Origin of the sequence: Bradyrhizobium sp. AZCC 2262 (genome assembly GCF_036924535.1) — a bacterium.
GTDB lineage: Bacteria > Pseudomonadota > Alphaproteobacteria > Rhizobiales > Xanthobacteraceae > Bradyrhizobium.
Window position 1 is genome coordinate 2,041,481 of record NZ_JAZHRT010000001.1, and the last position, 21,541, is coordinate 2,063,021.

18 protein-coding genes are annotated in these 21,541 nt (G+C 64.0%); 13 read left to right on the top strand and 5 right to left on the bottom strand.

Annotated elements, in window-relative coordinates; translation table 11 throughout:
- Window positions 1-23 precede the first annotated feature (23 nt).
- The 3 genes from V1283_RS09650 to V1283_RS09660 all read right to left on the bottom strand — a co-directional run bounded on the left by V1283_RS09650 (window position 24) and on the right by V1283_RS09660 (window position 3,141).
- The gene (locus V1283_RS09650) at window positions 24-974 is read right to left on the bottom strand and encodes an LLM class flavin-dependent oxidoreductase (RefSeq protein ID WP_334386206.1); all 951 of its coding nucleotides are present in this window, start codon (window positions 972-974) and stop codon (window positions 24-26) included.
- A gap of 82 nt (window positions 975-1,056) precedes the next feature.
- Window positions 1,057-2,076, bottom strand: a complete 1,020-nt coding sequence (locus tag V1283_RS09655) for an LLM class flavin-dependent oxidoreductase (protein WP_334386207.1) — start codon at window positions 2,074-2,076, stop codon at window positions 1,057-1,059.
- 27 nt (window positions 2,077-2,103) lie between these two features.
- Window positions 2,104-3,141 carry an LLM class F420-dependent oxidoreductase gene (locus V1283_RS09660; protein ID WP_334386208.1) on the bottom strand — a complete coding sequence of 346 codons (1,038 nt, stop codon included), beginning with the start codon at window positions 3,139-3,141 and terminating at the stop codon, window positions 2,104-2,106.
- A gap of 174 nt (window positions 3,142-3,315) precedes the next feature.
- Here V1283_RS09660 and V1283_RS09665 point away from each other — a divergent pair, with 174 nt between their 5' ends.
- From V1283_RS09665 to V1283_RS09700, 8 genes are all read left to right on the top strand, one after another.
- A complete protein-coding gene (locus V1283_RS09665) occupies window positions 3,316-4,200 on the top strand; it encodes an LLM class F420-dependent oxidoreductase (protein WP_334386209.1) in 885 nt (294 codons plus the stop codon).
- Between the two features lie 389 nt (window positions 4,201-4,589).
- A complete protein-coding gene (locus tag V1283_RS09670; protein ID WP_334386210.1) occupies window positions 4,590-5,366 on the top strand; it encodes an enoyl-CoA hydratase-related protein in 777 nt (258 codons plus the stop codon).
- A 35-nt stretch (window positions 5,367-5,401) separates the two neighbouring features.
- Window positions 5,402-6,262, top strand: coding sequence for an FAD binding domain-containing protein (locus V1283_RS09675; protein ID WP_334386211.1), 861 nt, complete (start codon window positions 5,402-5,404; stop codon window positions 6,260-6,262).
- A 7-nt stretch (window positions 6,263-6,269) separates the two neighbouring features.
- A complete protein-coding gene (locus V1283_RS09680) occupies window positions 6,270-6,752 on the top strand; it encodes a (2Fe-2S)-binding protein (RefSeq protein WP_334386212.1) in 483 nt (160 codons plus the stop codon).
- Entirely contained in the window at window positions 6,749-7,510 is a 762-nt protein-coding gene (locus V1283_RS09685) for an N-acyl homoserine lactonase family protein (RefSeq protein ID WP_334386213.1), read from the top strand. Before V1283_RS09680 ends, V1283_RS09685 begins: the two co-directional genes overlap by 4 nt.
- Window positions 7,503-9,899 carry a xanthine dehydrogenase family protein molybdopterin-binding subunit gene (locus tag V1283_RS09690; protein WP_334386214.1) on the top strand — a complete coding sequence of 799 codons (2,397 nt, stop codon included), beginning with the start codon at window positions 7,503-7,505 and terminating at the stop codon, window positions 9,897-9,899. Before V1283_RS09685 ends, V1283_RS09690 begins: the two co-directional genes overlap by 8 nt.
- Window positions 9,900-10,649 (top strand): SDR family NAD(P)-dependent oxidoreductase, encoded by a 750-nt coding sequence (locus V1283_RS09695; RefSeq protein ID WP_334386215.1) that lies wholly within the window; start codon window positions 9,900-9,902, stop codon window positions 10,647-10,649.
- A 13-nt stretch (window positions 10,650-10,662) separates the two neighbouring features.
- On the top strand, window positions 10,663-12,207 hold the full coding sequence (locus tag V1283_RS09700; protein ID WP_334386216.1) for a class I adenylate-forming enzyme family protein: 1,545 nt from the start codon (window positions 10,663-10,665) through the stop codon (window positions 12,205-12,207).
- Here V1283_RS09700 and V1283_RS09705 read toward each other — a convergent pair.
- Complete coding sequence (locus V1283_RS09705) at window positions 12,204-13,181, bottom strand: winged helix-turn-helix transcriptional regulator (protein WP_334386217.1); 978 nt, start codon at window positions 13,179-13,181, stop codon at window positions 12,204-12,206. The two genes, V1283_RS09700 and V1283_RS09705, sit on opposite strands and share 4 nt — an antisense overlap.
- 242 nt (window positions 13,182-13,423) lie before the next feature.
- Between V1283_RS09705 and V1283_RS09710 the strand changes: the two genes are divergently transcribed.
- A complete protein-coding gene (locus V1283_RS09710) occupies window positions 13,424-14,650 on the top strand; it encodes an ABC transporter substrate-binding protein (protein WP_334386218.1) in 1,227 nt (408 codons plus the stop codon).
- 462 nt (window positions 14,651-15,112) lie between these two features.
- Here V1283_RS09710 and V1283_RS09715 read toward each other — a convergent pair whose 3' ends face one another.
- Window positions 15,113-15,472: a MarR family winged helix-turn-helix transcriptional regulator gene (locus V1283_RS09715; RefSeq protein WP_334386219.1), complete on the bottom strand. Its 360-nt coding sequence runs from the start codon at window positions 15,470-15,472 to the stop codon at window positions 15,113-15,115.
- Between the two features lie 297 nt (window positions 15,473-15,769).
- On the opposite strand from V1283_RS09715, the gene V1283_RS09720 reads away from it, so the two are divergent.
- The 4 genes from V1283_RS09720 to V1283_RS09735 are packed head-to-tail and all read left to right on the top strand — an operon-like array spanning window position 15,770 to window position 21,495.
- Window positions 15,770-17,047, top strand: coding sequence for an amidohydrolase/deacetylase family metallohydrolase (locus tag V1283_RS09720; RefSeq protein WP_334386220.1), 1,278 nt, complete (start codon window positions 15,770-15,772; stop codon window positions 17,045-17,047).
- Between the two features lie 19 nt (window positions 17,048-17,066).
- Window positions 17,067-19,469 (top strand): xanthine dehydrogenase family protein molybdopterin-binding subunit, encoded by a 2,403-nt coding sequence (locus V1283_RS09725; RefSeq protein ID WP_334393011.1) that lies wholly within the window; start codon window positions 17,067-17,069, stop codon window positions 19,467-19,469.
- Window positions 19,466-20,302 carry an FAD binding domain-containing protein gene (locus V1283_RS09730; protein ID WP_334386221.1) on the top strand — a complete coding sequence of 279 codons (837 nt, stop codon included), beginning with the start codon at window positions 19,466-19,468 and terminating at the stop codon, window positions 20,300-20,302. The genes V1283_RS09725 and V1283_RS09730 overlap by 4 nt, the downstream gene beginning before the upstream one ends.
- Window positions 20,299-21,495 carry a xanthine dehydrogenase family Fe-S subunit gene (locus V1283_RS09735; protein WP_334386222.1) on the top strand — a complete coding sequence of 399 codons (1,197 nt, stop codon included), beginning with the start codon at window positions 20,299-20,301 and terminating at the stop codon, window positions 21,493-21,495. The genes V1283_RS09730 and V1283_RS09735 overlap by 4 nt, the downstream gene beginning before the upstream one ends.
- The last annotated feature ends 46 nt before the right edge of the window (window positions 21,496-21,541 follow it).

A 21,541-nucleotide genomic window follows, 5' to 3' on the forward strand; every position in this document is an offset into this window, starting at 1 on the left:
GGCCGGCGATGGATTTCGTGTCGCTATCTATCGCTCGTCTTTGGACGTCTCGGCCAGCGCGCTTCCGCGCGGGGAAGCACCTGCTCGATCAGCAGGCGGGTCTGGGCCAGAATTGTGTCGTCATCACCGCCGAGTGGCCGCAAAATGAACTTCGACACGCCGGCGTCGACGTATTCGGCGATGCGCGCGAGGATCGTGTCGGCGTCGCCGATCGCGAACGCGTGCGTGGCGTCACGCCCGGTGCGTTTGGCGTAGGCGTCCATCGACCTGCCGACACCGGGCGCGTCCCGGCTGCCGAAGTGAAACGCGAAGCCGGCGCCATAGTGATCTTCGTCGATGGATCGGCCGGCTTCTCTGGCGGCGGCCTTGATCGCGGCCACGACGCGGCCGGCCTCCGCCGGCGGGTCGCCGCCGGTCTGCCAGCCGGTGCCGATGCGCGCCGTACGCCGGATCGCGGCGTCAGTCGAGCCACCGATCCACATCGGCAGGTCGGGCTGTACGGGCTTCGGCGCGATGGTGACTCCTTTCAGCTGGTAGAAAGCGCCGCTGAAGTCGACCGACTCCTCTCGCCACAGGCGACGGATGATATCGAGGCACTCGTCGGTCTTGCGACCGCGCGTCTTGGTGTCGATGCCGAGCGCCTGCCATTCGGGCGCCAGCGGGCTGCCAATGCCGAAAGCGGGCAGCAGGCGGCCGTCGGACAGCATGTCGATGGTGGCGCACTGCTTGGCCAGCAGCACGGGGTCGCGGAACGCCAGCGACACGACGTTCATGCCGAACCGCATGCGCCGCGTGCGCCCGGCCAAGGCCGCCATCGTGGTCATCGATTCAAGGAACGGCTGACGGCCGACGATCCGGTCGGTTTGCCAGATCGAATCCACGCCTCCGGCTTCACACATGTCGATCCAGCGCCAGTACGCCGCTGCGCCGGAAAACGGAAACTCCGCACAGCCCAGTCCGATTCCGACACCCATGCGCCGTCTTTCCTTCCGCTCTAGATTCCTATTCGCGCATGATCTTTTCGGAAAACCGCTGAACACTTTTTCGGATCATGCGCTAGGCCGCCGCGGCTTTGACGCGGGGCGCTACGTCGCGCACGAAGCGTTCGAGACTGCCGTTCATCTGTTCCGGCCGCATGCCCGGCGGCACCGCCCAGGTGACGAGGTCGGTGATGCCGTATTCGCGCACGAAGGATGTCAGCTCCTTCACACAGTGCTCGACGTTGCCTACCACCCATGTCTGCGGGATGCTGGCTTCCCGCGTGTTGCCCGAAACGCCACCGGCGGCGCTCTCGTCCTTGTTGAAGCTGCGATAGACCTGGCCGCGATAGCGCTCGGCGGCGCGCACGGCCGGCCAGTCGCGCTCGGCGTCGTCGGTCACGAGGCAGGAGCGGATGATGCCGACACGATAGTTGTCGGGGTTGCGGCCGGACGCTTTCAGCGTCGCGCGCCACGGATCGAGCACCATTGACCGCGCGCCCTGCGGCAGGAAGTTGCCGTCATTGCGTGCCGCGCGTTGCGCGCCGGCCTCCGACATCGCAGCAATCCACAGCGGCGGGCCGCCCGGCTGCACGTAGCGCGGCCTGATCACGACGTCGTCGAAATCGTAGCGCTTGCCGTGGAAACTGAACTTTTCGCCAGTGAAACAATGGCGCAACACCTCGATGCCTTCGTCCGTCATTGACACGCGGCGCGAGACGGGCAGACCGAAACCGCGGAACTCGTGCGGCGCGTAGCCCATGCCGACGCCTACCTCGACGCGGCCATTGCTGATATTGTCGAGTACCGCGAGGTCCTCGGCCAGTCGCACCGGATGGTTGAACGGCAGCAGACAGACGTCGCTCGATAGCCGCACGCGTTTGGTACGCGCGGCGATCGCGCCTGCCATTGGCACCCACGAAGGCAGGTAGCCGTCATCGAGGAAATGATGCTCGGTGAACCACACGAGATCGAGTCCGAGCCCGTCGAGCATGACCACCTGGTCCATGATCGTGGCGTACAGGCTCGGCATGTCCATGCCCGATTCCGGCGTGTTGCGGAAATCGTAGACCGTGCCGACGCGAAGGGGTGGACGCATGACGCTTGTTCTCCGCTGGTCAGGACCTCAGTTCAGCCGCGCGGCCTTGGCCATCACCTCGATGGCCTCGGGCTGGCGTGATCGCACGCTGAGCGAATCCGCGCCGCTGTCCTCCCATGCGCGGTAGCGTTCGCGGATACGCGCCGGTGGGCCGACCAGCGATTTCAGATCGACCCACTCGTCGGGCACGGTGGCGATGGCTTCTTCCTTGTGGCCCGCGAGGTATGGTTCCTGGATGCGCTTGGCGGCATCGCCGAAGCCGCGCCGGACCATGATGTCGTTATGAAAATTCTTGCGCTGGTGACCCATGCCGCCCACATACAGCGCCACCTCCGGCTTGAGGCGCGTCAGCGCCCCCTTCACGTCGTTGTCGACCTCGACATGGACGGAGGCCTGGATTGTGAAATCCTTCAAGCTCTTGCCGTTGCCAGCGCGGCGGAAGCCTTCCTCCAGCCACGGGCTGTATTCCTCCATGGCGCCCGGCACGAACCCCATTGGCAGCCAGCCGTCGGCGATCTCAGCCGTCAGCTTGACCATCGCCTCGCCGCCCGTGGCGAGATAGATCGGGATGTCCGGGTTCATGTGCAGGATCGACTTCAGCGGCTTGGCGAGGCCAGCGGAGCCCTCGCCCTTGTAGGGCAGGCTGATCTCGCGGCCTTCGTGCGTCACGGGATCTTCGCGCCTGAAGATCTTGCGCATGATCGCGACGTAATCCTTGACCCGATAATAGGGCTTGCCCCAGGGCTGGCCGTACCAGCCCTCGACGATTTGCGGTCCCGAGACACCGAGGCCCGCGATGAAGCGGCCGCCGCCGGCCATCGCGTCAATGCTGGCGGCCGACATGGCGGCATTGGCTGGCGTGCGCGCGGCCAACTGCATAATGCCGGTGCCGAGCTTGATGCGCTTAGTCACGGCGGCGAGGAATGCGAGCGGCGTGATGGCGTCGGAGCCGTAGGCCTCGGCCGACCAGACCGAGTCGTAACCCAGCTCCTCTGCGCGCTGTACGAGTGCGACCGGCACGTCGAGATGTGCGCCAGAGTAGCCGATCGACAGACCAAGCTTCATCACCACGTCCTCCCTGGCCCGAGGATACGAAGGGGCGGGTCGCTTGAACAGGTGCCGGCGGGGAATGGGAGGCTGCATGAACCGCGGCTCCCCGATGCGCTCGCCGCGTGCCATGATGGCGTTTGGAAGGCGCCGATCGAACGCGCCGCTCGATCCGGGAAGGAACTGTCCATCATGAAATTCGCCCTGCACTTCGGCAACCTCGCGTTCGCCGACCCCGAAGGCGCGCGCCGTCTGGTGCGTCTGGCGGAGGCGGCGGGCTTCGATTCGGTGTTCGCCGTCGAGCACGTGGTGGTTCCCGACAACTACACGAGCGTCTATCCCTATGCGCCAGGCGGCCGCCTACCTGGCGATCAATCGCTAAAATTTCCCGATCCGCTGATCTGGCTGACATGGGTCGCCGCCGCCACCACGCGGCTGCGCTTCATGACGGCCGTGATGATCCTGCCGCAACGCAACCCGCTGGTGCTGGCCAAGGAAGTCGCCACGCTCGACTATCTCAGCGGCGGCCGGATCGAACTCGGCATCGGGGTGGGTTGGCTAAAGGAGGAGTTCGAGGCGCTCGGCATTCCCTTTGAGCGTCGCGGCAAGCGCGCCGATGAGTATGTCGCAGCCATGCGCGCCTTGTGGGCCAGCGACGGTGCCAGCTTCGCGGGCGAGTTTGTGAAGTTCGACACCGTCAGCTGCAACCCGAAGCCGGTCGCGAAATCGGTGCCGATCGTCGTCGGTGGCCACTCGGAAGCGGCCGCCCGGCGCGCCGGCCGCTTGGGCGACGGCTTCTTCCCCTCGATCGGTGCCCAGGTCGACACCATGCCGTTGCTCGACGTCGTGCGCCGTTCGGCCGAGCAGGCCGGCCGCAATCCGGCGAGGGTGGAATTGATCCTCGGCTGTCCCGGTGCGCTGCCGAATTCCGGCTCCGACCCGCGCGCCGCCGTCGAGGAGCGCATCGCACGGGGCGCGGGCCGCCTTGCGCTGCCGGTGACGGCGTTCCTGCCCGATCTCGAAACGACACTGGCGCGCTTCGGCGAGGAAATCATCAGGCCTTACGCGAATGCGTGAGGGTCGGAAGCGTGTTGGCGTCGCGACTCCGCCGCCATCGCGAGCGAACGGCTAGGTCGCCGAATTTCAGAAGCCGTTCAGATCCCGGGAAACGTTGCGCTCGCGCCCTGGCGTCATCGAAATTACCCAGTGCAGGAACTTCCCATCTGATTGAAGCCAAGGGCGGAACCAGCCCAATTTGGCCGAGGGACCGCGCGCCAACACTGCGGCCGCTGCTGCGTCGCGTTTGAAACTCTCGGCCGCTTACCGTGGTGCAATGCGTTGCGCGATACCTCCGTGCGTTGCTTCGAGACTTGACGAATTAGTCTACTTATGCAAGTGACGATCGAGCCCCGAAACTGGGCTCGATCCGTGGTCGAGCATTCGCGCGTTTCGGCGCGAGAGGAGCCATGTTGGAAGAGATCGATATCAAGCGCCGGGACGGCATCGCGCACGTCGCCTTAAACCGCCCCGCTCTCAGGAACGCGGTCACGCTGGCGATGTGGCGTGAACTGGCGGAAACCTTCTCGCGCTTTGCCGCCGACAGGGAGGTGCGTGCCGTCGTGCTGACGGGCGAGGGCACGGATTTCAGCGTCGGCGCCGATATCTCCGAGTTCGACGCGATCCGCAATGACCGGCAACAAAGCGCCGACTACGAGGTGGCCGTCGACGCGTGCTCGGGGGCGATCGCAGGATTGGGGAAACCAGTGGTCGCCGCGATCTCCGGCTATTGCCTGGGCGGAGGCTGCCATCTCGCTTTGGCATGCGACTTTCGCTTCGCCGATCGGACCGCGATGGTCGGCATTCCCGCAGCCAAACTCTCCATTGTCTACGGCGTTCGAAGCGTGCAGCGGCTGGCAGCGTTGGCCGGCATCGCCAACGCCAAACGCATTCTCTATTCGGGCGACCGCTACCCGGCCGAACAGGCACGATCGATTGGATTGATCGACGAGATCCACGACGATGCCCGGCTCGCGGCTGCGCAGTTCGTCGAGCGCCTGGCGGCCAATGCGCCGTTGTCGATCTCGGGTGCGAAGTTCATGCTGAATGGCCTCTCCATGGGGCTGGGAGCGCTCGATCTGACGGCCGCGCAGCAGTTGATTGATGCGGCGTCGGACAGCGAGGATTTCAGGGAAGGCCGCCGTGCCTTTGCGGAAAAACGACCACCGCGCTTTCGCGGCGAATAAGCAGGGATGGAAACCGGCCGAGAAGGGTGAAGGCGATGAAGCCCGCCAGGTTTGACTATATCGCGCCGAAGACACTGGCTGCTGCAGTGGACGCGCTTGTGGCGAGCAACGGCGAGGGAAAGCTGCTCGCCGGCGGCCAGAGCCTGCTGCCGCTGCTCAACTTCCGGATGGCGCGGCCCAGCGTGCTGGTCGATCTGAACGGCATCAAGGAATTGTCGTTTATCGAACAGCGCGGCAACAACGTGGTGATCGGCGCGCTGACGCGCCATTTCCAGATCGAGCATTCCCCGCTCATCGCGTCCGAGCTGCCGGTGATGTCGGCGGCCATGCGTCACGTCGCGCATCTGGCGATCCGCAACCGCGGCACCATCGGCGGCAGCCTTTCGCACGCGGACCCCGCGGCCGAGTTGCCGATGATGGCGATGTTCTACGGCGCCCGCCTCACGGTGCAAGGGCCGGCGGGCCGCCGCACGATCGCGGCGAAGGATTTTTTCGTCGACGCTTTGACGAACTGTCTCGAACCAGAGGATATCGTCGCGGAGATCGAATTTCCGGTCCTGTGGCACGACGGCTGGGCGTTCGAAGAAGTCGCTCGGCGGTTCGGCGATTTTGCGCTCGCGAGCATCGCAGTATCGATTAAGCCCGGCCGGTCTGGATTGGACGAAGCGCGCGTTGCGGTGATGGGTGTGGCGGATACGCCGCTGCGGCTCGAAAACGTCGAGAAGCAGCTCTGTGAAATCGAGGTCGACGGCCGTACGCCGGACCGGTTCTCCGAATGGGTGAGGTCGAGCGTCACACCCAACAGCGATCTGCACGCCTCCGCCGAATACAGGAAACATCTGCTGGGCGAATTGGCCAAACGGGCCATGCAGACGGCGTTGGCGACGAAAGGGTGATCCCGTGATGACCATGAACGTATCGGTGACGATCAACGGGATCAGGCATGACGTTTCCGGCGTCGAGCCGCGGCTGCTGTTGTCCGATTTTCTCCGCGACACCCTCGGATTGACCGGGACGCATGTCGGCTGCGAGCACGGCGTCTGCGGAGCGTGTACGGTACTGATGGATGGCCACAGCGTGCGGTCCTGCCTTACGCTCGCCGTCCAGGTCAACGGTAGCGAGATCACCACGGTCGAGGGACTGGGAACACCGGAAGCGCTCAATGCGCTTCAGACCCAGTTCCGTGAGCATCACGGCCTCCAGTGCGGGTTTTGCACACCCGGCATGCTGATGACGGGCGAGGATTTGCTCCGCAACCATCCGCTCGCGACCGATGAGGAGATCAGAGAAGGTCTCTCCGGAAATCTCTGCCGCTGCACCGGCTACCAGAACATCGTCGCCGCGATCCGGAGCGCCGCTGCAATCCGCCGGGAGAAAGCCCGATGAAACTCAATTTTCTGTCCGCCGGCCGCCTTCGCATGAAGAAGAGCATCTACATCCCCGGCGCGGACCGCAGCGAGATGATCGACCTGCCGGTGAGCAGTGCACTGATCAGGCACAGGCAGGGCAACGTGCTGTTCGACACCGGGTGTCACCCCTCCGTCGTGGACCACGCCGAAGAGCGCTGGGGACCGCTGGCGAAGGTGATGAAGCCGATCATGGGCGCGGGAGACATGTTGCTGCCCAGCCTCGCCTGCACAGGCCTCGGCCCCGAAGACATCGACGTGGTCGTGAATTCGCATTTCCATACCGATCATTGTGGCTGCAACCAGTTCTTCACCAAGGCGACGATCCTGGCTCACGCCAGGGAGATCGAAGCCGCGAAAGCTTCGGGCGCGGAAAATGCCGGCTATCTCCAGGCCGACTGGGACACCGGACAACCGATCGAAGCCGTGAATGGCGAAAAGGATCTGTTCGGCGATGCCGGCGTCGTCCTGGTTCCGTTGCCGGGCCACACGCCCGGCCTGCTCGGCGCGCTGGTCAGCCTCGACCGCGACGGTCAGTTCCTGCTGGCGTCGGATGCGATCAGCGTGCGCCAAAGCCTCGATACCGATGTCGCCCCTCGCAATACCTGGAATGTGGAAGCGCTGCTGAAGTCGTTCGAGGAGGTGAGGCGGATAGAGAGGTCCGGAGCGACCGTCATCTGCGGTCACGACGACCTGCAATGGCAAAGCCTGCGCAAGGGAAACGAGGGCTATGAGTAAGGACAGCCTCGCGCAGCCGGCCGACGTCATCCGTCCCCGGCATGTCGGCGCCCCGATCAAGCGCACGGAGGATCCGCGACTTCTGACCGGGAGCGGTGAATACACCGCTGACCGCAAGCCGGATCGGCCGCTCTACGTCGCCTTCCGGCGCAGCGAACAGCCGCATGCGCGGATCGTGCGGATCGACACGACGGCGGCGCAGGCGGCGCCGGGCGTCGTCGCCGTATTCACCGCGGAGGACATCGCAGAGGATTTCAAGCCGGTGATCCCGTTCTCCCGGATGGCCAATTACTACGCGACCCCGATCATGCCGCTGGCGTCCGGCAAGGTGCGCCATGTCGGCGAAGCTATCGTCGCTGTTGTCGCGACTTCGCGGTACCTCGCGGAAGACGCGCTCGAGCTCATCGAGATCGAGTTCGAGCCGCTCGGGGCTGTGTCGCGCAGCGAGCAGGCGGTCGCAGACGACGCTCCACTTTTGCACGAAGAGGCCGGCACCAACGTGCTGATCGCCCGCGAATTCAGGAAAGGCGACGTCGAGGCGGACCTGAAGGGCGCCGCCGTTCGGGTCGGCGGCCGCTTCGAGATGACCCGCAAGGCGCCGCTGGCGATGGAGCCGCGCAGTTATACGGCAGAGTACAACACCAGGCGCAGCGCCATCGTGCTCTATACGTCATCGAACATCCCCGGCATCGTGCGCGATGCGATTTCCGAATCGCTCGATCTGCCCGGCAGCCGCCTGCGGGTGGTCGCGCCCGATGTCGGCGGCAGTTTCGGATCGAAGGGCTCGCTTTATCCGGAAGAGTTGCTGATCTGCATCGCGGCCCGCAAGCTCGGCCGCTCGCTAAAATGGACTGCGGATCGCCTCGAGGACGTCAGCAGCAGCAGCCAGGCGTTCGCCGAGATCGTCGATGCCGAGATGGGATTCGACGAGAACGGCGTTGCCATCGCGCTGCAGGCCGACGTGCTCGGGGACGTCGGGGCCTATTCGATCTACCCGTGGACCTGTGGCCTCGAGCCGGTGCAGGTCGTCAGCTTCCTGCCGGGCCCGTACAAGATCCGGTCCTATCGCGGCGCCGTGCGCGGCGTCGCCACATGCAAGCCGCCGACGGGACCGTACCGTGGGGTTGGGCGACCGATCTCGACGTTCGTCATGGAACGATTGATGGATCTTGGCGCGAAGGCGCTCGGTCTCGATCCTATGGAGATCCGCCGCCGCAATCTCGTTCGCGCCGAGGAGTTTCCGTATCGGATCGCATCCGGAATCATCTGGGATAAGACCGGTTTCGTCGAGTGTCTCGATGCGGCGGGCAAGGCTGCCGACTACCAACAACTCCGCGTCCAACAGGCCGAAGCGCGAAAGGATGGCCGCCTGTTCGGTATCGGCATCGCCAGCTACGCCGAACTAACCGGCATCGGATCGCGCATCGCGGTCGCACCGGGAATGCCGATCAATACCGGTTCGGAGACGGCAAAAATCTCCATCGACTCGACCGGCGCCATCACCGCTGCCTTCGGGGTCGCCTCGCACGGCCAGGGGCTGGAGACGACGCTGGCGCAGATCATTGCCGACGATCTCGGCGCGCGCTTTGAGGAGATCCGTGTCGTCCAGGGCGACAGCGATGCGGTGCCGATGTCGACCGGCACCTATGCAAGCCGCAGCGCGGTTCTCGGCGGGGGCGCGGCCAAGCACGCCTCGGCGCTATTGCGGGACAAGATCAAGCGCGTCGCCTCGCATCTGCTCGAGGCCAACCATGACGACATCGAGCTTTCCGGCGGTAAGGCGATCGTTATCGGCACGGACCGTACCGTGACGTTCAGGCAGGTCGCGAAGGCGGTCTATTCCGACATGAAGACGCTGCCGGTCGAGGCGCGGGAGGAATTGAGCGCGAGCTACACCTACGACCCGATCAACGGCACGACCGCCGCCGCCACCCACATCGCTGCGGTGGAAGTCGATCCCGCGACATGGTTCGTAAAAATCCACAAATATGTGGTGGCCGAAGACTGCGGCCGGATCATCAATCCCATGATCGTCGATGGCCAGGTCCATGGCGGCGTGGCACAGGGGATCGGCGCGGCCCTGTTCGAGGAGCTTGTCTACGATGAGGACGGCCAGCTCCTGAGCGCCAGTCTCGTCGACTATGTCATCCCGTCCGCGGCCGAAATCCCTGATATGGACGTCGTGCATGTCGAGAGCGAATCCGCCGTCGCCGGCGGTTTCCGCGGCATGGGCGAGGGTGGGACGATCGGGGCGCCAGCGGCGATCGCCAACGCGATCGCGGACGCGCTGTCGCCCTTCGATATCGACGTCAATCTTCTACCCATGACTCCCGAGCGCATCTTCAGGCGCGTGGAGCAAGCCAAACTCAAAGCAAAGGAAAAATCTTAAATGATCGATCTTCAGGGACGCGTTGCCCTCGTGACGGGCGGTGGACGGGACGTCGGCGCCGCCATCTCAAAGGCGCTGGCCGCTGCCGGCGCGGCGGTGGCGGTGAACTATCACGGCTCGAAGGCAGAGGCCGAGGCCGTCGTTGCCGAGATCCAGAAGGCCGGCGGCAAGGCGAAAGCCTATCAGGCCGACATCTCGGATGCCGGAACCGTCAAGCAACTGGTCACAAATGTCCAAAGCGACTTCGGCGGGCTCGACATTCTCGTCAACAACGCCGGCCTGGTGTTCCGCAAGCGCTTTAGCGAAAGCGGTCCGGAGGATTGGCGCAAGCAAATTGATACCTGTCTGTACGGCGCGCTCAATTGCTGCCACAGCGCCGGTCCGCTGCTGGAAGCCTCGGGCCGCGGCCGCATCATCTCGATCATGGGCGACTCCTCGCGCGTTGGTGAATCCGGACTGGCGCTGGCGGCGGCGGCACGGGCCGGCACCATCGCGCTGATGAAGTCGCTGGCGCGCGAATGGGGCCGCTCCGGCGTGACCGCCAACTCGATCTCGCTCGGGCTGATCGAGACCGCGCACGACAAGGCATGGGTCGAGGCCAACCGCGAGAAGCTGGTCAAGGCCTACGCGATCCGGCGTCTCGGCCAGCCCTCCGATGTCGCGCCGATGGTGGCGCTGCTCGCCTCCGACGCCGGCGGCTGGATCACCGGACAGACGATCAGCATCAGCGGCGGATTCAGCATGATCTGATGGGAGACGAGCGATGCTGCATGTGGACTTGATCGCGCCGATCGCAAAGCTGCTCGATCGGCATGCGAAGGAACGGCCGGAGCAGGTTGCGTATTGGGATTCGTCGCGCGCGATAACTTACGCGCAACTCGCCAGCAACACCGCGGCGATCGCCGCGAATCTCACGAAAGCCGGCGTCCGCGAGGGAGACTGCATCGCCATCTATCTGCCGAACGGGGTCGACTGGATCGAAGCGTGCCTTGCCGGCCTGCGCGCCGGCGCCGTGATCGTTCCCATCAGCTTCGAGGCCGTGGAAGGCGAGATCAGCTACCGACTGACTGACGCAAGCTGCGGGACCGTTATCACGACGAGCGCGAAGAAGGACCTGATCGCAAAGATCACGCGAGACGCCGGAATCTCGCTCAAAATGATCTATGCCGGAGGTGAAGCGCCGCAAGGCGGCTTGTCCATGACTGACCTGGCGACCGGTGCCGGCGCCGCGCCGCTGGATCCAGACGACATCGATCGCTCTTCTTTCATCATCTACACGTCAGGCACCACCGGTCGCGCCAAGGGCGTCCTGCTGTCGCTGCGCAGCATGTTGTGGATCGCAGCAGCCTGCTGGTCGCCGATTGGCGAATTGAGCGCGAAGGATGTCGTTCTTTCGCCGCTGCCGCTGTTCCATTCCTACGGCCTCAACCTTTCGGTACTCAGCGTTCTTGCCATCGGCGCGAGCGAGCACATCATGGAGAAGTTCTCGCCGCAGCAGGCGCTGGAGCTTTTGCAGTCCGGCAAGTACACTGTCTTTCCCGGCGTACCGACCATGTTCCACTATCTGCTGCACAAGGCTCAGGAGGGCGGCGTCGAGCGGCTCGGGAATATCCGGCTGTGCATCTCGGCCGGCGCGATTATGCCCGCAACGTTGAACCGGGCGTTCGAGGAGCGCTTCAGGACGCCGCTGGTCGACGGCTACGGGATCACCGAGACTGCAACAATGGTCACCATGAACTGGCTCCGCGGCGAGCGGCCGATCGGTTCATGCGGATTGCCGGTGCCGGGTCTCGCCGTGCGCATTGTCGATCCTTCGTCCCGGGAAGACGTTCCCTTCGGCGAAGAAGGGGAACTGATCGTGCGCGGGCCGAACCTGATGCAGGGGTATCACAACAAGCCGGAAGAGACTGCGGCTGCGCTGCGGAAGGGCTGGTATCACACCGGCGATCTCGCGAAGTCGGACTCGTCTGGCTATCTGACGATCACCGGGCGCATCAAGGAACTCATCATCCGCGGCGGCCAGAACATCGCGCCGGCCGAGATCGAGGAAGTCGTCCTCCGGCATCCGCGCGTGACTGACTGCGCGGTAGTCGGCATCAGGCACGCCACGCTCGGGGAAGTGCCATGCCTGTTCATCGTGGCCAAGCCCGACGAGCTGGATCTGAACTCGTTGATGGATCACTGCAGGGCGCATCTGTCGTCCTACAAGATTCCCGAGGCCACTCATTTCGTTCCGGAAATCCCGCGCACCGGATCGGGCAAGATCATGCGCTTCAAGCTGGTCGAGAAATTGAACCAGGCTTCCTAGGTCACGGAGCGAGGACCCAGGGCTCCGAAGGCCTTGGGATCGTAGGCCAGCCTGTAGCGCATGTCGGCGGCGACGATCGGCTGCTTGCAACGGTCGCAGACGACCTCCGCGTGAAAATCATGTCCGCAGGAGAGATGCTTGAGCAGGAGGGGAGGCTTCCCCTTGGAAAGCCAGCGGTCGCCCCATCCCAGCATCGCGATGAAGGGACCGTAGAGATCGCGCCCCATGTCGGTGAGGAGATATTCGTAGCGGTCAGGCGAGCTCTGATATTGCCTGCGGTGCAACACGCCATTCGCGACGAGGCGAGACAGCCGGTCGGTCAGGATGTTCGGCGCGATCGAAAGCTCGGTCAAGATCTTGTCGTAGCGCCGATTGCCGAAGAAGCCCTCACGAACGACCATAAAACTCCATTTATCGCCGATGATCTGCAAGGCGCGCGAAACCGAACTTGGACGACCGAGCAGGAAGCGATTTCCGTCCGAGGCCCGTCTGGTATTGCGGCCCGCCTTCGCAGGATGGCGGCCGGCGCCTGGTCCGTCCCGGTATTTCACCTCCCGCGCATTGACGCCTTTGCCGCAATGGGAGCACGCGACCAGTGGACGACTGTCGCAGCCGCAACTTACATGAACCAGCGTCAAGGGAGCCGGCTTTCCGCCGGCGAGCCAGCGGTCGCCGAACTGCATCAGGGCGATGAAGCTCGGATAGAGATCGAACCCCATCCTGGTCAGTCGATATTCCTTGCGCTGCGAGGCGCCGGTCGCGGCCTGACGGAAGATGGCGAGCTGCGTCAGCTTCTTCAGACGATTCGTGAGCGTCGCCCGCGGAATGCCGAGCGCCGAACGGAAGGCCTCGAACGTCTGCGTTCCGAAGAACGCCTCTCGGATGATCAAGAATGCCCATGCGTCCGAAACGATGTCGAGCGTGCGAGCGACCGAGCAGTTACGTTCGCGTCGTGCCGCGCCCGACTGCGTCACGGCCGGCCTCGGAGCCGATCTCGCCGGTGGCTTTGCTGTCTGGACCTTGGCGGCGGCGGGCATCTCGGACGGTCTCTTTGCGCGGCCTGATCGCAGGCCGTTTCGAAGGTGCGCTCGTTTAACACATCAACGCGATTGACTCCCAGAAAATATAAGTCTAGTTACGCATGTAATATAAGTCTAGTTATGCATGTGACAAAATGCGGAATTAAACCGCGTCCAACATCCCGGGGAGGGAAGCCATGAAAGCTGGAATACATCAGACCCTGATCGCCGCAGCTGCGGCGACTCTCTTCGTCAATCAAGCCGGCGCACAGACGGCCGCTGTTTCCGACGATGTCGTGAAGATCGGCGTGTTGACCGACATGTCCGGGCAATTCTCTCACGAATCCGGCGAAGGTTCGGTCACGGCGATCAAGATGGCCGTCGAGGATTTCGGCGGCAAGGTATTGGGCAAGCCAATCCAGGTCGTCGTGGCGGACCATCAGAACAAGCCGGACACGGCATCGACGCTGGCGCGCAAGTTTTATGACGTCGAAAAGGTCGACATGATCGCCAACCTGATCAATTCCTCGATCGCGCTCGGCGTCTCCCAACTTGCGAAGGAGAAGAACCGGATTGCTATCATCAATGGTTCCGGCTCGTCCCGCCTGACCAACGACGCCTGCACCCCCAACAGTATCCATTATGCGTACGACACCTATGCTCTCGCCAAGGGAACGGGCTCGGCGATGCTGAAGGCCGGCTTGAAGAGCTGGTACTTCCTCACCGCCGACTACGCGTTCGGACATGCGCTTGAGGCCGATACCACCGCCGTCGTCAAGTCGCTTGGTGGCGAGGTCGTGGGCGCGACGCGCTATCCGCCAGAAACCTTCGACCAGTCGTCGTTTCTGCTGAAGGCCCAGGCCTCGAAAGCGAAAGTCGTCGCGCTTGCCGGTTCGGGAACGGTGCTGGTGAACGCAGTGAAATCGGCGCAGGAATTCGGCATCCTGAAGGGCGGACAGGAACTGGCGGGATTGCTGGTCTGGATCACCGACATCAAGAGCATGGGGCTTGATCTCGCGCAGGGACTGGTGCTGACAAACGCATTCTACTGGGATCGTGACGACGAGACGCGCGCATGGTCGAAGCGTTTCTACGACCGGATGAAACGTATGCCCCATATGGGCGATGCCGGCGATTATTCCTCGACGATGCACTATCTCGCAGCGGTCAAGGCTGCCGGAACGGATGACGCTACGGCCGTCATGAGCAAGATGCATGAGCTGCCGATCAACGACTTCTTCGCCAAGAACGGCCGGATCCGCGAGGACGGTCGTATGGTGCACGACATGTACGTGTACGAGGTCAAGAAGCCGTCGGAGTCGAAGGGTGAATGGGACTACTACAAGCTTCGCGAGGTGATCCCCGGCGACCAGGCGTTCCGTCCGCTCAAGGACAGCGTCTGCCCGTTGGTCAAGAAGAGTTGACCTCCACAATGATAAGCGGAGCTCCCGAGCCCTCGCGATGTGGCACTGGGAATTGCGCCCGCCCTCAGGCGGACGCGGCATCGAGCCGGTCGACCATCCGATCATCAGACCTTCGATCAACGCAGTCGCGGAGACTTACGACCTCGCAAACGGCAGCCCCGAGCTCGTCTCCCATGGGTGTATCTTCACCGAGCCATTTGGGTCCGCGGCAGTGGTGGCGCCATATGCTGATCGTGAAGCCGAGGAGCGTATCGGTGCAAGGGCTCGATCGGTGTGGGTTCGACGCCGGCATCTTTCTGTGCGGGCGGGTCGTTGCGGCAACAGAAAATAATCGGAAGCAAGCGGCGCCAGCAAAGGGCTCAGTCGAGGTAAGTCGAGGCCGATCTGAACTGCCGGGAATGGTCCGTGTGGTTACAAATTGTGCAACTCGATCTAAAAATGCAGCAGATGTTCGGCAATAACTCAATCGAATATGACAGAAGCACTGTCATGACTGGAGTGGGCCGTGACAATGCGCTGCATCATATCGATGAAGGCTGCTTGCTCCGGTCCACTTAAGTTCTCCAGCGTGGCGCGGTGCGCGGACCGCGCCGATGCCTCGATTCTTCCCAGAAGTGCTGCTCCCGCCGGGGTCAATTTGCAGAGACGCGCGCGACGGTCCTCATCGTTGACGGCTCTCTCGACAAAATTGCGAGCGGCCAGCCGCTTGAGCGCTCCGGTCGTCGTCGTCCTGTCCAGCGCGATATCGGCCGCCAACGTGGTCTGATCGGCGGTTTTCCGTACTGCGAGCGCCGAAAGCAGGCTGTATTGCAGCGGCGTCACCTCGAATTCTCCGCACGCTTCCTGAAACAGCGCAACGTGAATCTGATGCAGCCGCCGAATCAGAAAGCCCGGCCGTTCTGACAGCGGCCACGGGCGATGTCTGGTCTCGCCATGCCGCTTTTTTGCTTTCCGCAACGCACTCTCCCCGCCTCGGAACATCGATGCGATTAGCTCGATTCGATCGAACTTCGCCACGGGAAGATCATGGCACGAAGTTTGCTCTTGTAAAATACGAAGTATGCTTCGTATTCTGGCGAGGGCGGTAACGCCGCCGGCGAAGAACAGGGGAGATTGTTCATGTCGATCAGCGCCACCTTCGACCAGCTTCTGCGCGGCGGCCGCGTGATCTGTCCGGCCTCCGGCATCGACGGAATCAGGGACGTCGCCATCCGCAATGGCAAGATCGCGGCGGTGCAGAGCGACATTTTGCCAACCAGTGCCAGAGAGGTGATCGACGTCACAGGCAAGCTGGTATTGCCCGGGCTCATCGACACCCACGCGCATGTCTATCAGTATGTCACCGGCCGCTTCGGCATGAATGCCGACATGGTGGGCGTCCAGTCCGGCGTGACGACGCTGGTCGATCAGGGCGGTCCCTCCTGCATGACGCTGCCCGGCTTCCGGCACTTCGTCGCCGAGCCTGCGAAATCGCGTGTCTATGCCTTCCTGTCGGCCTACCTCGTCGGTGGACTCGAGGGCCATTACTATCCGCAACTCTATAGTCCTGAAGGTGTCGATATCGACGCCACGGTAAAGGCGGCGACGGCCAATCTCGACATTATTCGCGGCATCAAAGCCCATGCGGAGATCGGCGGTTTCGCGCGCTGGGGTATTCGCGTAATCGAAATGGCGGCTGAGATCGGACGCCGCGCCGATCTGCCGGTCTATGTGCATTTCGGTCAGCTCTGGGGCCTGCCCGAAAGCGGCACCAACGGCGAAGATGTCGATACGATTCTGGAGCGCGTGATTCCGTTGCTGCGGGAGGGTGACGTGCTGGCGCATCCGTTCACGCGCCACCCCGGCGGCTTCGTCAACCGTGAGGGAGAAGTGCATCCTGTGATTCAGGCGGCGCTCGATCGCGGCCTGAAGGTCGACGTCGGTCACGGCAGTCATTTCTCCTATCGTCTCGCCAAGAAGGCGCTCGCCGCCGGCATTATTCCCACCACGCTCGGTGCGGACATTCACGGCTACAACACCCACGTGCCAGCACCTGCCGGCACGCCCGATCAGCACGAGGACGACGAAAATCATCCCTTCGCCGGCCAGGCCAAGTTCAGCCTGGTCCAGGCGATGAGTTCGATGATGGCGCTCGGCCTCGCGCTTGAGCAGGTCGTGCCGATGGTCACATCCAGCCCGGCCAGGATGCTCGGCCGTGCCGACGAAATCGGCGCGCTCAAAGTGGGCATGGAAGCCGACGTCTCGGTGATCGGAGAACGAACCGGACGATTTGTCCTTCGTGACAACGAGAACAATGAGGTCATTGCCGAGCGTCTGTTGCAGCCTGCGTTCTGCCTCCGTGCCGGTACGCGATACGACGCGGTGGCGCCAATTCTGCCGCAGGCCGTTGCGGCGTAAGGAGGCCAGCGTCAGGTCGATCGGGGAGAATGCCACCGTGCGCAATGAGCGCGAGTTTCCTTCCGCAGGCGGAGCGGGCGCCGGACAAGGCGTCGGCGCGCGGCTGGCGCGAAAGGAAGACGATCGGCTGATGCGGGGCCGTGGCCAGTTCGTGGCCGATATTCGCCTTGCCGGGCTGCAGGACGTTGCTTTTGTACGCAGCCCTTTGGCGCATGCGCTGATCCGTGGCATCCATGTGCCGGAACATTATCGCGGGAGTGTCTTCACTGCGGCGGATCTGGCTGGCGTCAATCCGATCCGTGCGGTGTCAGGGCTGCCGGGATTCAAGATTTCCGAGCAGCCGGTGCTTGCCACCGGCAAGGTGCGTCAGGTCGGCGAGCTCGTGGCCATGTGTGTGGCGCCGACGCGTGCCGAGGCGGAGGACATCGCGGCGGCGGTGACGCTCGATCTCGAAGAGCTTCCCGCGGTCCATGACATGCTAAAGGCGCGCGAGCCGGATTCGGCGCTGGTGCACGAGCATTGGGGCGATAACGTCTTTCTCGAAACCAATTTCGAGGTCGACATCTCCAGGGCGTTCGATGCTCCGATCAAGGTGTCGCGCGAGATATCGACCGCGCGGCAGTGCATGTCACCGCTCGAAGGGCGCGGCGTGGTCGCGACCTTCGATCATCGTCTCGACCAGCTCACGCTCTATTCCTCGGCCCAGATGCCGCACATCACGCGCAGCGGCCTTGCCGAGTGCCTCAGCATGGAGCAGGGCCGAATCCGTATCGTCTCCCCCGACGTCGGCGGCGGCTTCGGGCACAAGGGAATCCTGCTGCCGGAAGAAGTCTGCCTTTCCTGGCTGACGCAGCGTCGCGGCCATCCCGTGCGCTGGACCGAGGATCGCCGCGAGCATCTCATCGCCAGCTCCAACTGCCGCGAGCACCACTACAAGATCACCGTCTATGCCGATCGTGACGGCCGGCTGCGCGGCATCGACTGTGAAGCGACCGTCGATTCCGGCGCTTACTCGTCCTATCCGTTCTCGGCGTGCCTTGAGGCGGCGCAGGTCGCCAGCATCCTGCCTGGACCTTATTTGATGCCGGCCTATCGCTGCCGGACGTTTTCGGTTGCGACCAACAAGTGTCCGATCCTGCCTTATCGTGGCGTGGCCCGCACCGGCGTCTGCTTCGCGCTGGAGCTGATGCTCGATCTGGTGGCGGCGGAAGCCGGGCTGGAGCCGGGCGAAGTGCGCCTGCGCAATCTGGTGCAGCCCGGGCAGATGCCGTTCGACAACATCACCAACAAGCACTTTGACAGCGGGGATTATCCCGAGGCGATGCGGCGGGCGCTGGCGTCCATCGACGTCGAAGGCGTGCGGGAACGCCAGCGCAAGGGAGAGGCCGACGGGCGCCGGATCGGCGTCGGCGTCTCGATCTATTGCGAGCAGGCCGCGCACGGCACCTCGGTCTATTCCGGCTGGGGCATTCCGATGGTGCCCGGCCGTGAGCAGGCTTCCGCGCGTCTGACGCCGGACGGCGGCCTCGAAGTCAGGGTCGGCGTGCATTCGCATGGGCAGGGCATGGAGACGACGCTGGCCCAGGTCGCGCATGAGATGCTGGGCATCGACGTCGCCAAGGTGCGCCTGATCCTCGGCGACACGGCGATGACGCCGTATTCGACCGGCACCTGGGGCTCGCGCTCGATGGTGATGGCAGGCGGCGCGGTCGCAACCGCCTGCCGCGAGTTGGGTGAACGCGCCAGACGCATCGGTGCCAAGCTGTTGCAGCACGATCCGGCTGCGGTGGTGCTGCAGAACGGCGAGGTTCGCGGCGTCAACGGCAGCGTCACCTTGAAGGAAATCGCCCATACCTGGTATCGCCGGCCGCAGGATCTGCCTGCTGACGTCGATCCCGGCGGGCTGGAAGTGACGTCCGGCTACAAGCCGCAGCGCGATACCGGAACCTTTAGCTATGCGGCGCACGCCGCGGTCGTCGCGGTCGATCCGGATCTCGGAGAGGTCGAGATCCTCGATTACGTCATCGTCGAGGACGGCGGCGTTCTCGTCAATCCGATGGTGGTGGACGGCCAGATCTATGGCGGTCTGGCCCAGGGCATCGGCACCGCGCTGTACGAAGAGATGCCGTTCGACGCGTCCGGCCAGCCGCTCGCGACGACGCTTGCCGACTATCTGCTGCCCGGAGCCACCGAAGTGCCGTCGCCGCGTCTTGATCATATGGAGACGCCGTCACCCTATACCCAGTTCGGCGTGAAGGGCATCGGCGAGGGCGGCGCCATCGCGCCGCCGGCGGCAATTGCCAACGCCGTCAACGACGCGCTGCGGTCGCTCGACGTGGAGCTGATGCAGTCGCCGATTACGCCGTATCGCGTCGTCGAGGCGGTTCTGGCCGCGCGCCACGCAGAAAGGCCGGCGGCATGAAACCGGCGCCTTTCGGCTACGAACGTCCACGCGACTTGCAGGCGGCGCTTGCCGTGCTCGGCGAGGCCAAAACGTCCGCCAAGATCATTGCCGGCGGCCAGTCGCTTGGTCCCATGCTCAATCTGCGGCTGGTGGAGCCGGGGGTGATCGTCGACATCACCGCTCTTGCCGAGCTCAAGCAGGCCGAGCGCCGCGGCGACGAACTCGTGCTCGGGGCCTGTGTTACCCACGCTGACATCGAGGACGGACGCATTCCGGACGTCACGCGCGGCGCCATGCAAGGCGTCGCCGCCAACATCGCCTACCGCGCCGTGCGCAATCGCGGCACGGTCGGCGGGTCTCTCAGCCATGCCGATCCCGCGGCAGACTGGGTATCCGCGCTGTCGGCGCTGGGTGCGCGACTGACGCTGCGAAGCCGCGCGGGTGCTCGCACGGTCGCGATGGAGGATTTCATCGTCGGCGCGCTCGAATCCGCGCTGCGCGATGGCGAGATCGTCGAGACCATTCATGTCCCGGCGATGCCTGCATCGGCGCACTGGGGCTATGCCAAGAGCTGCCGCAAGACCGGCGAATTTGCGCACGCGATCGGCGCAATCCTGATCGATCCCAGTGCCGCATCCGCCCGCGTCGTGATCGGCGCGATCGATTCCGCGCCGATCGTCATCACGAATGCGGCGGAATTGTTCGGCGGACGCATTGCCGGCGACTACAAGGATCGCTTCGACGCGTGTGTGGCTGATGTCCTGCTGGTCAAGGCGGGCGTCTCGAATGCGACGCATCGCCATATCCATGTCAACGTGCTGAAGCGTGCGGTCCGCGAGGCCGCCGCATGAACATGATAGCACTCACCGTGAACCAGCGCGCAGTGCGGGCCCTGGCCGAGCCTCGCACCAATCTTGCGGATTTTGTCCGCGAGAAGCTGGATCTGACCGGCACCCATCTCGGCTGCGAGCACGGCGTCTGCGGGGCGTGCACGGTGCTGCTCGACGGCGTCCCGGCGCGCTCATGTATTACCTATGCGGTGGCCTGCGAAGGGGCTGAGGTGACCACGATCGAAGGCCTCGACGAGGACAACATTACGACAGAACTTCGCGCGGCCTTCACCCGCGAACACGCGTTGCAATGCGGCTACTGCACGCCGGGAATGCTGGTCTCCGCGCGCGATCTCGTGCTGCGCCTGCCGCAAGCCGACGAGCGCATGATCCGCGTCGGATTGAGCGGCAATCTGTGCCGGTGCACCGGCTATGTCGGTATCGTGCGGGCGGTCCAGTTCGTGATCGAAGCGCGGCGTGCCCGCAATATCGCGCCGATGCCGGACGGAGGGCGAAAGATCCTGGGTCCCGTCGGCTCAGGTCGAGGCGACGCGGACCGCACCGAACGCATGCGATTGGTCGGAAACGAACCAACGTCGCCCGAAGCGGTCGGTTTGGTTCCTTCGATTCCGGATTTCATCCCGGCCACCGTCCTGGAACAGCAGTTCAGCGTCGCGCATCCGCCTGAGCAGGTATTTGCGATGTTCGACGATATCGCAGCCGTCGCGGCCTGTCTTCCCGGCGCGTCGTTGACGGCGTCGCCGAAGCCGGAGCGCGTCGAAGGTGCTATCCGGGTCAGGATCGGTCCGATTGCCGCGACGTTCCAGGGAGCTGCACGCGTCGAGCGAAACCCCGCCGATATGTCCGGCCGCATCATCGGCATCGGTAACGACCGGCGCAGCCGGTCCTCGACGCAGGGCGAAATTCGCTACCGGCTGGTGCCCATCGAGCAGGGGACGCGCGTCGACCTTTCCATCGGATATACGCTCACTGGAATGTTGGCGCAGGTCGGAAGGCCGGGGCTGGTCCGCGATCTCGCGGCGCGATTGATCGCGGAGTTTGCCGGCAATCTCGATCGCCGGCTGTCGGGTACATCCTCGGCAGATGCCGTTGCTGCCGACCTGAACGGAATAGCGCTGGTTTTCGGCCTTTTGCGCGCGCGGGTCGCGGGTTGGGTTGGTCGTTTCTCGTCCAAAAATGATGGGGCGACGTGATGGATCGAAGTCTCCGCGTGCTGCGGAAACGACAAGGTTTGGACTG

Excerpts from the sequence above, each read along its gene's own strand:
- V1283_RS09650 (WP_334386206.1), bottom strand. The coding sequence starts at position 974 with ATGGGTGTCGGAATCGGACTGGGCTGTGCGGAGTTTCCGTTTTCCGGC.
- V1283_RS09655 (WP_334386207.1), bottom strand. The coding sequence starts at position 2,076 with ATGCGTCCACCCCTTCGCGTCGGCACGGTCTACGATTTCCGCAACACG.
- V1283_RS09660 (WP_334386208.1), bottom strand. The coding sequence starts at position 3,141 with ATGAAGCTTGGTCTGTCGATCGGCTACTCTGGCGCACATCTCGACGTG.
- V1283_RS09665 (WP_334386209.1), top strand. The coding sequence starts at position 3,316 with ATGAAATTCGCCCTGCACTTCGGCAACCTCGCGTTCGCCGACCCCGAA.
- V1283_RS09670 (WP_334386210.1), top strand. The coding sequence starts at position 4,590 with ATGTTGGAAGAGATCGATATCAAGCGCCGGGACGGCATCGCGCACGTC.
- V1283_RS09675 (WP_334386211.1), top strand. The coding sequence starts at position 5,402 with ATGAAGCCCGCCAGGTTTGACTATATCGCGCCGAAGACACTGGCTGCT.
- V1283_RS09680 (WP_334386212.1), top strand. The coding sequence starts at position 6,270 with ATGACCATGAACGTATCGGTGACGATCAACGGGATCAGGCATGACGTT.
- V1283_RS09685 (WP_334386213.1), top strand. The coding sequence starts at position 6,749 with ATGAAACTCAATTTTCTGTCCGCCGGCCGCCTTCGCATGAAGAAGAGC.
- V1283_RS09690 (WP_334386214.1), top strand. The coding sequence starts at position 7,503 with ATGAGTAAGGACAGCCTCGCGCAGCCGGCCGACGTCATCCGTCCCCGG.
- V1283_RS09695 (WP_334386215.1), top strand. The coding sequence starts at position 9,900 with ATGATCGATCTTCAGGGACGCGTTGCCCTCGTGACGGGCGGTGGACGG.
- V1283_RS09700 (WP_334386216.1), top strand. The coding sequence starts at position 10,663 with ATGCTGCATGTGGACTTGATCGCGCCGATCGCAAAGCTGCTCGATCGG.
- V1283_RS09710 (WP_334386218.1), top strand. The coding sequence starts at position 13,424 with ATGAAAGCTGGAATACATCAGACCCTGATCGCCGCAGCTGCGGCGACT.
- V1283_RS09720 (WP_334386220.1), top strand. The coding sequence starts at position 15,770 with ATGTCGATCAGCGCCACCTTCGACCAGCTTCTGCGCGGCGGCCGCGTG.
- V1283_RS09730 (WP_334386221.1), top strand. The coding sequence starts at position 19,466 with ATGAAACCGGCGCCTTTCGGCTACGAACGTCCACGCGACTTGCAGGCG.
- V1283_RS09735 (WP_334386222.1), top strand. The coding sequence starts at position 20,299 with ATGAACATGATAGCACTCACCGTGAACCAGCGCGCAGTGCGGGCCCTG.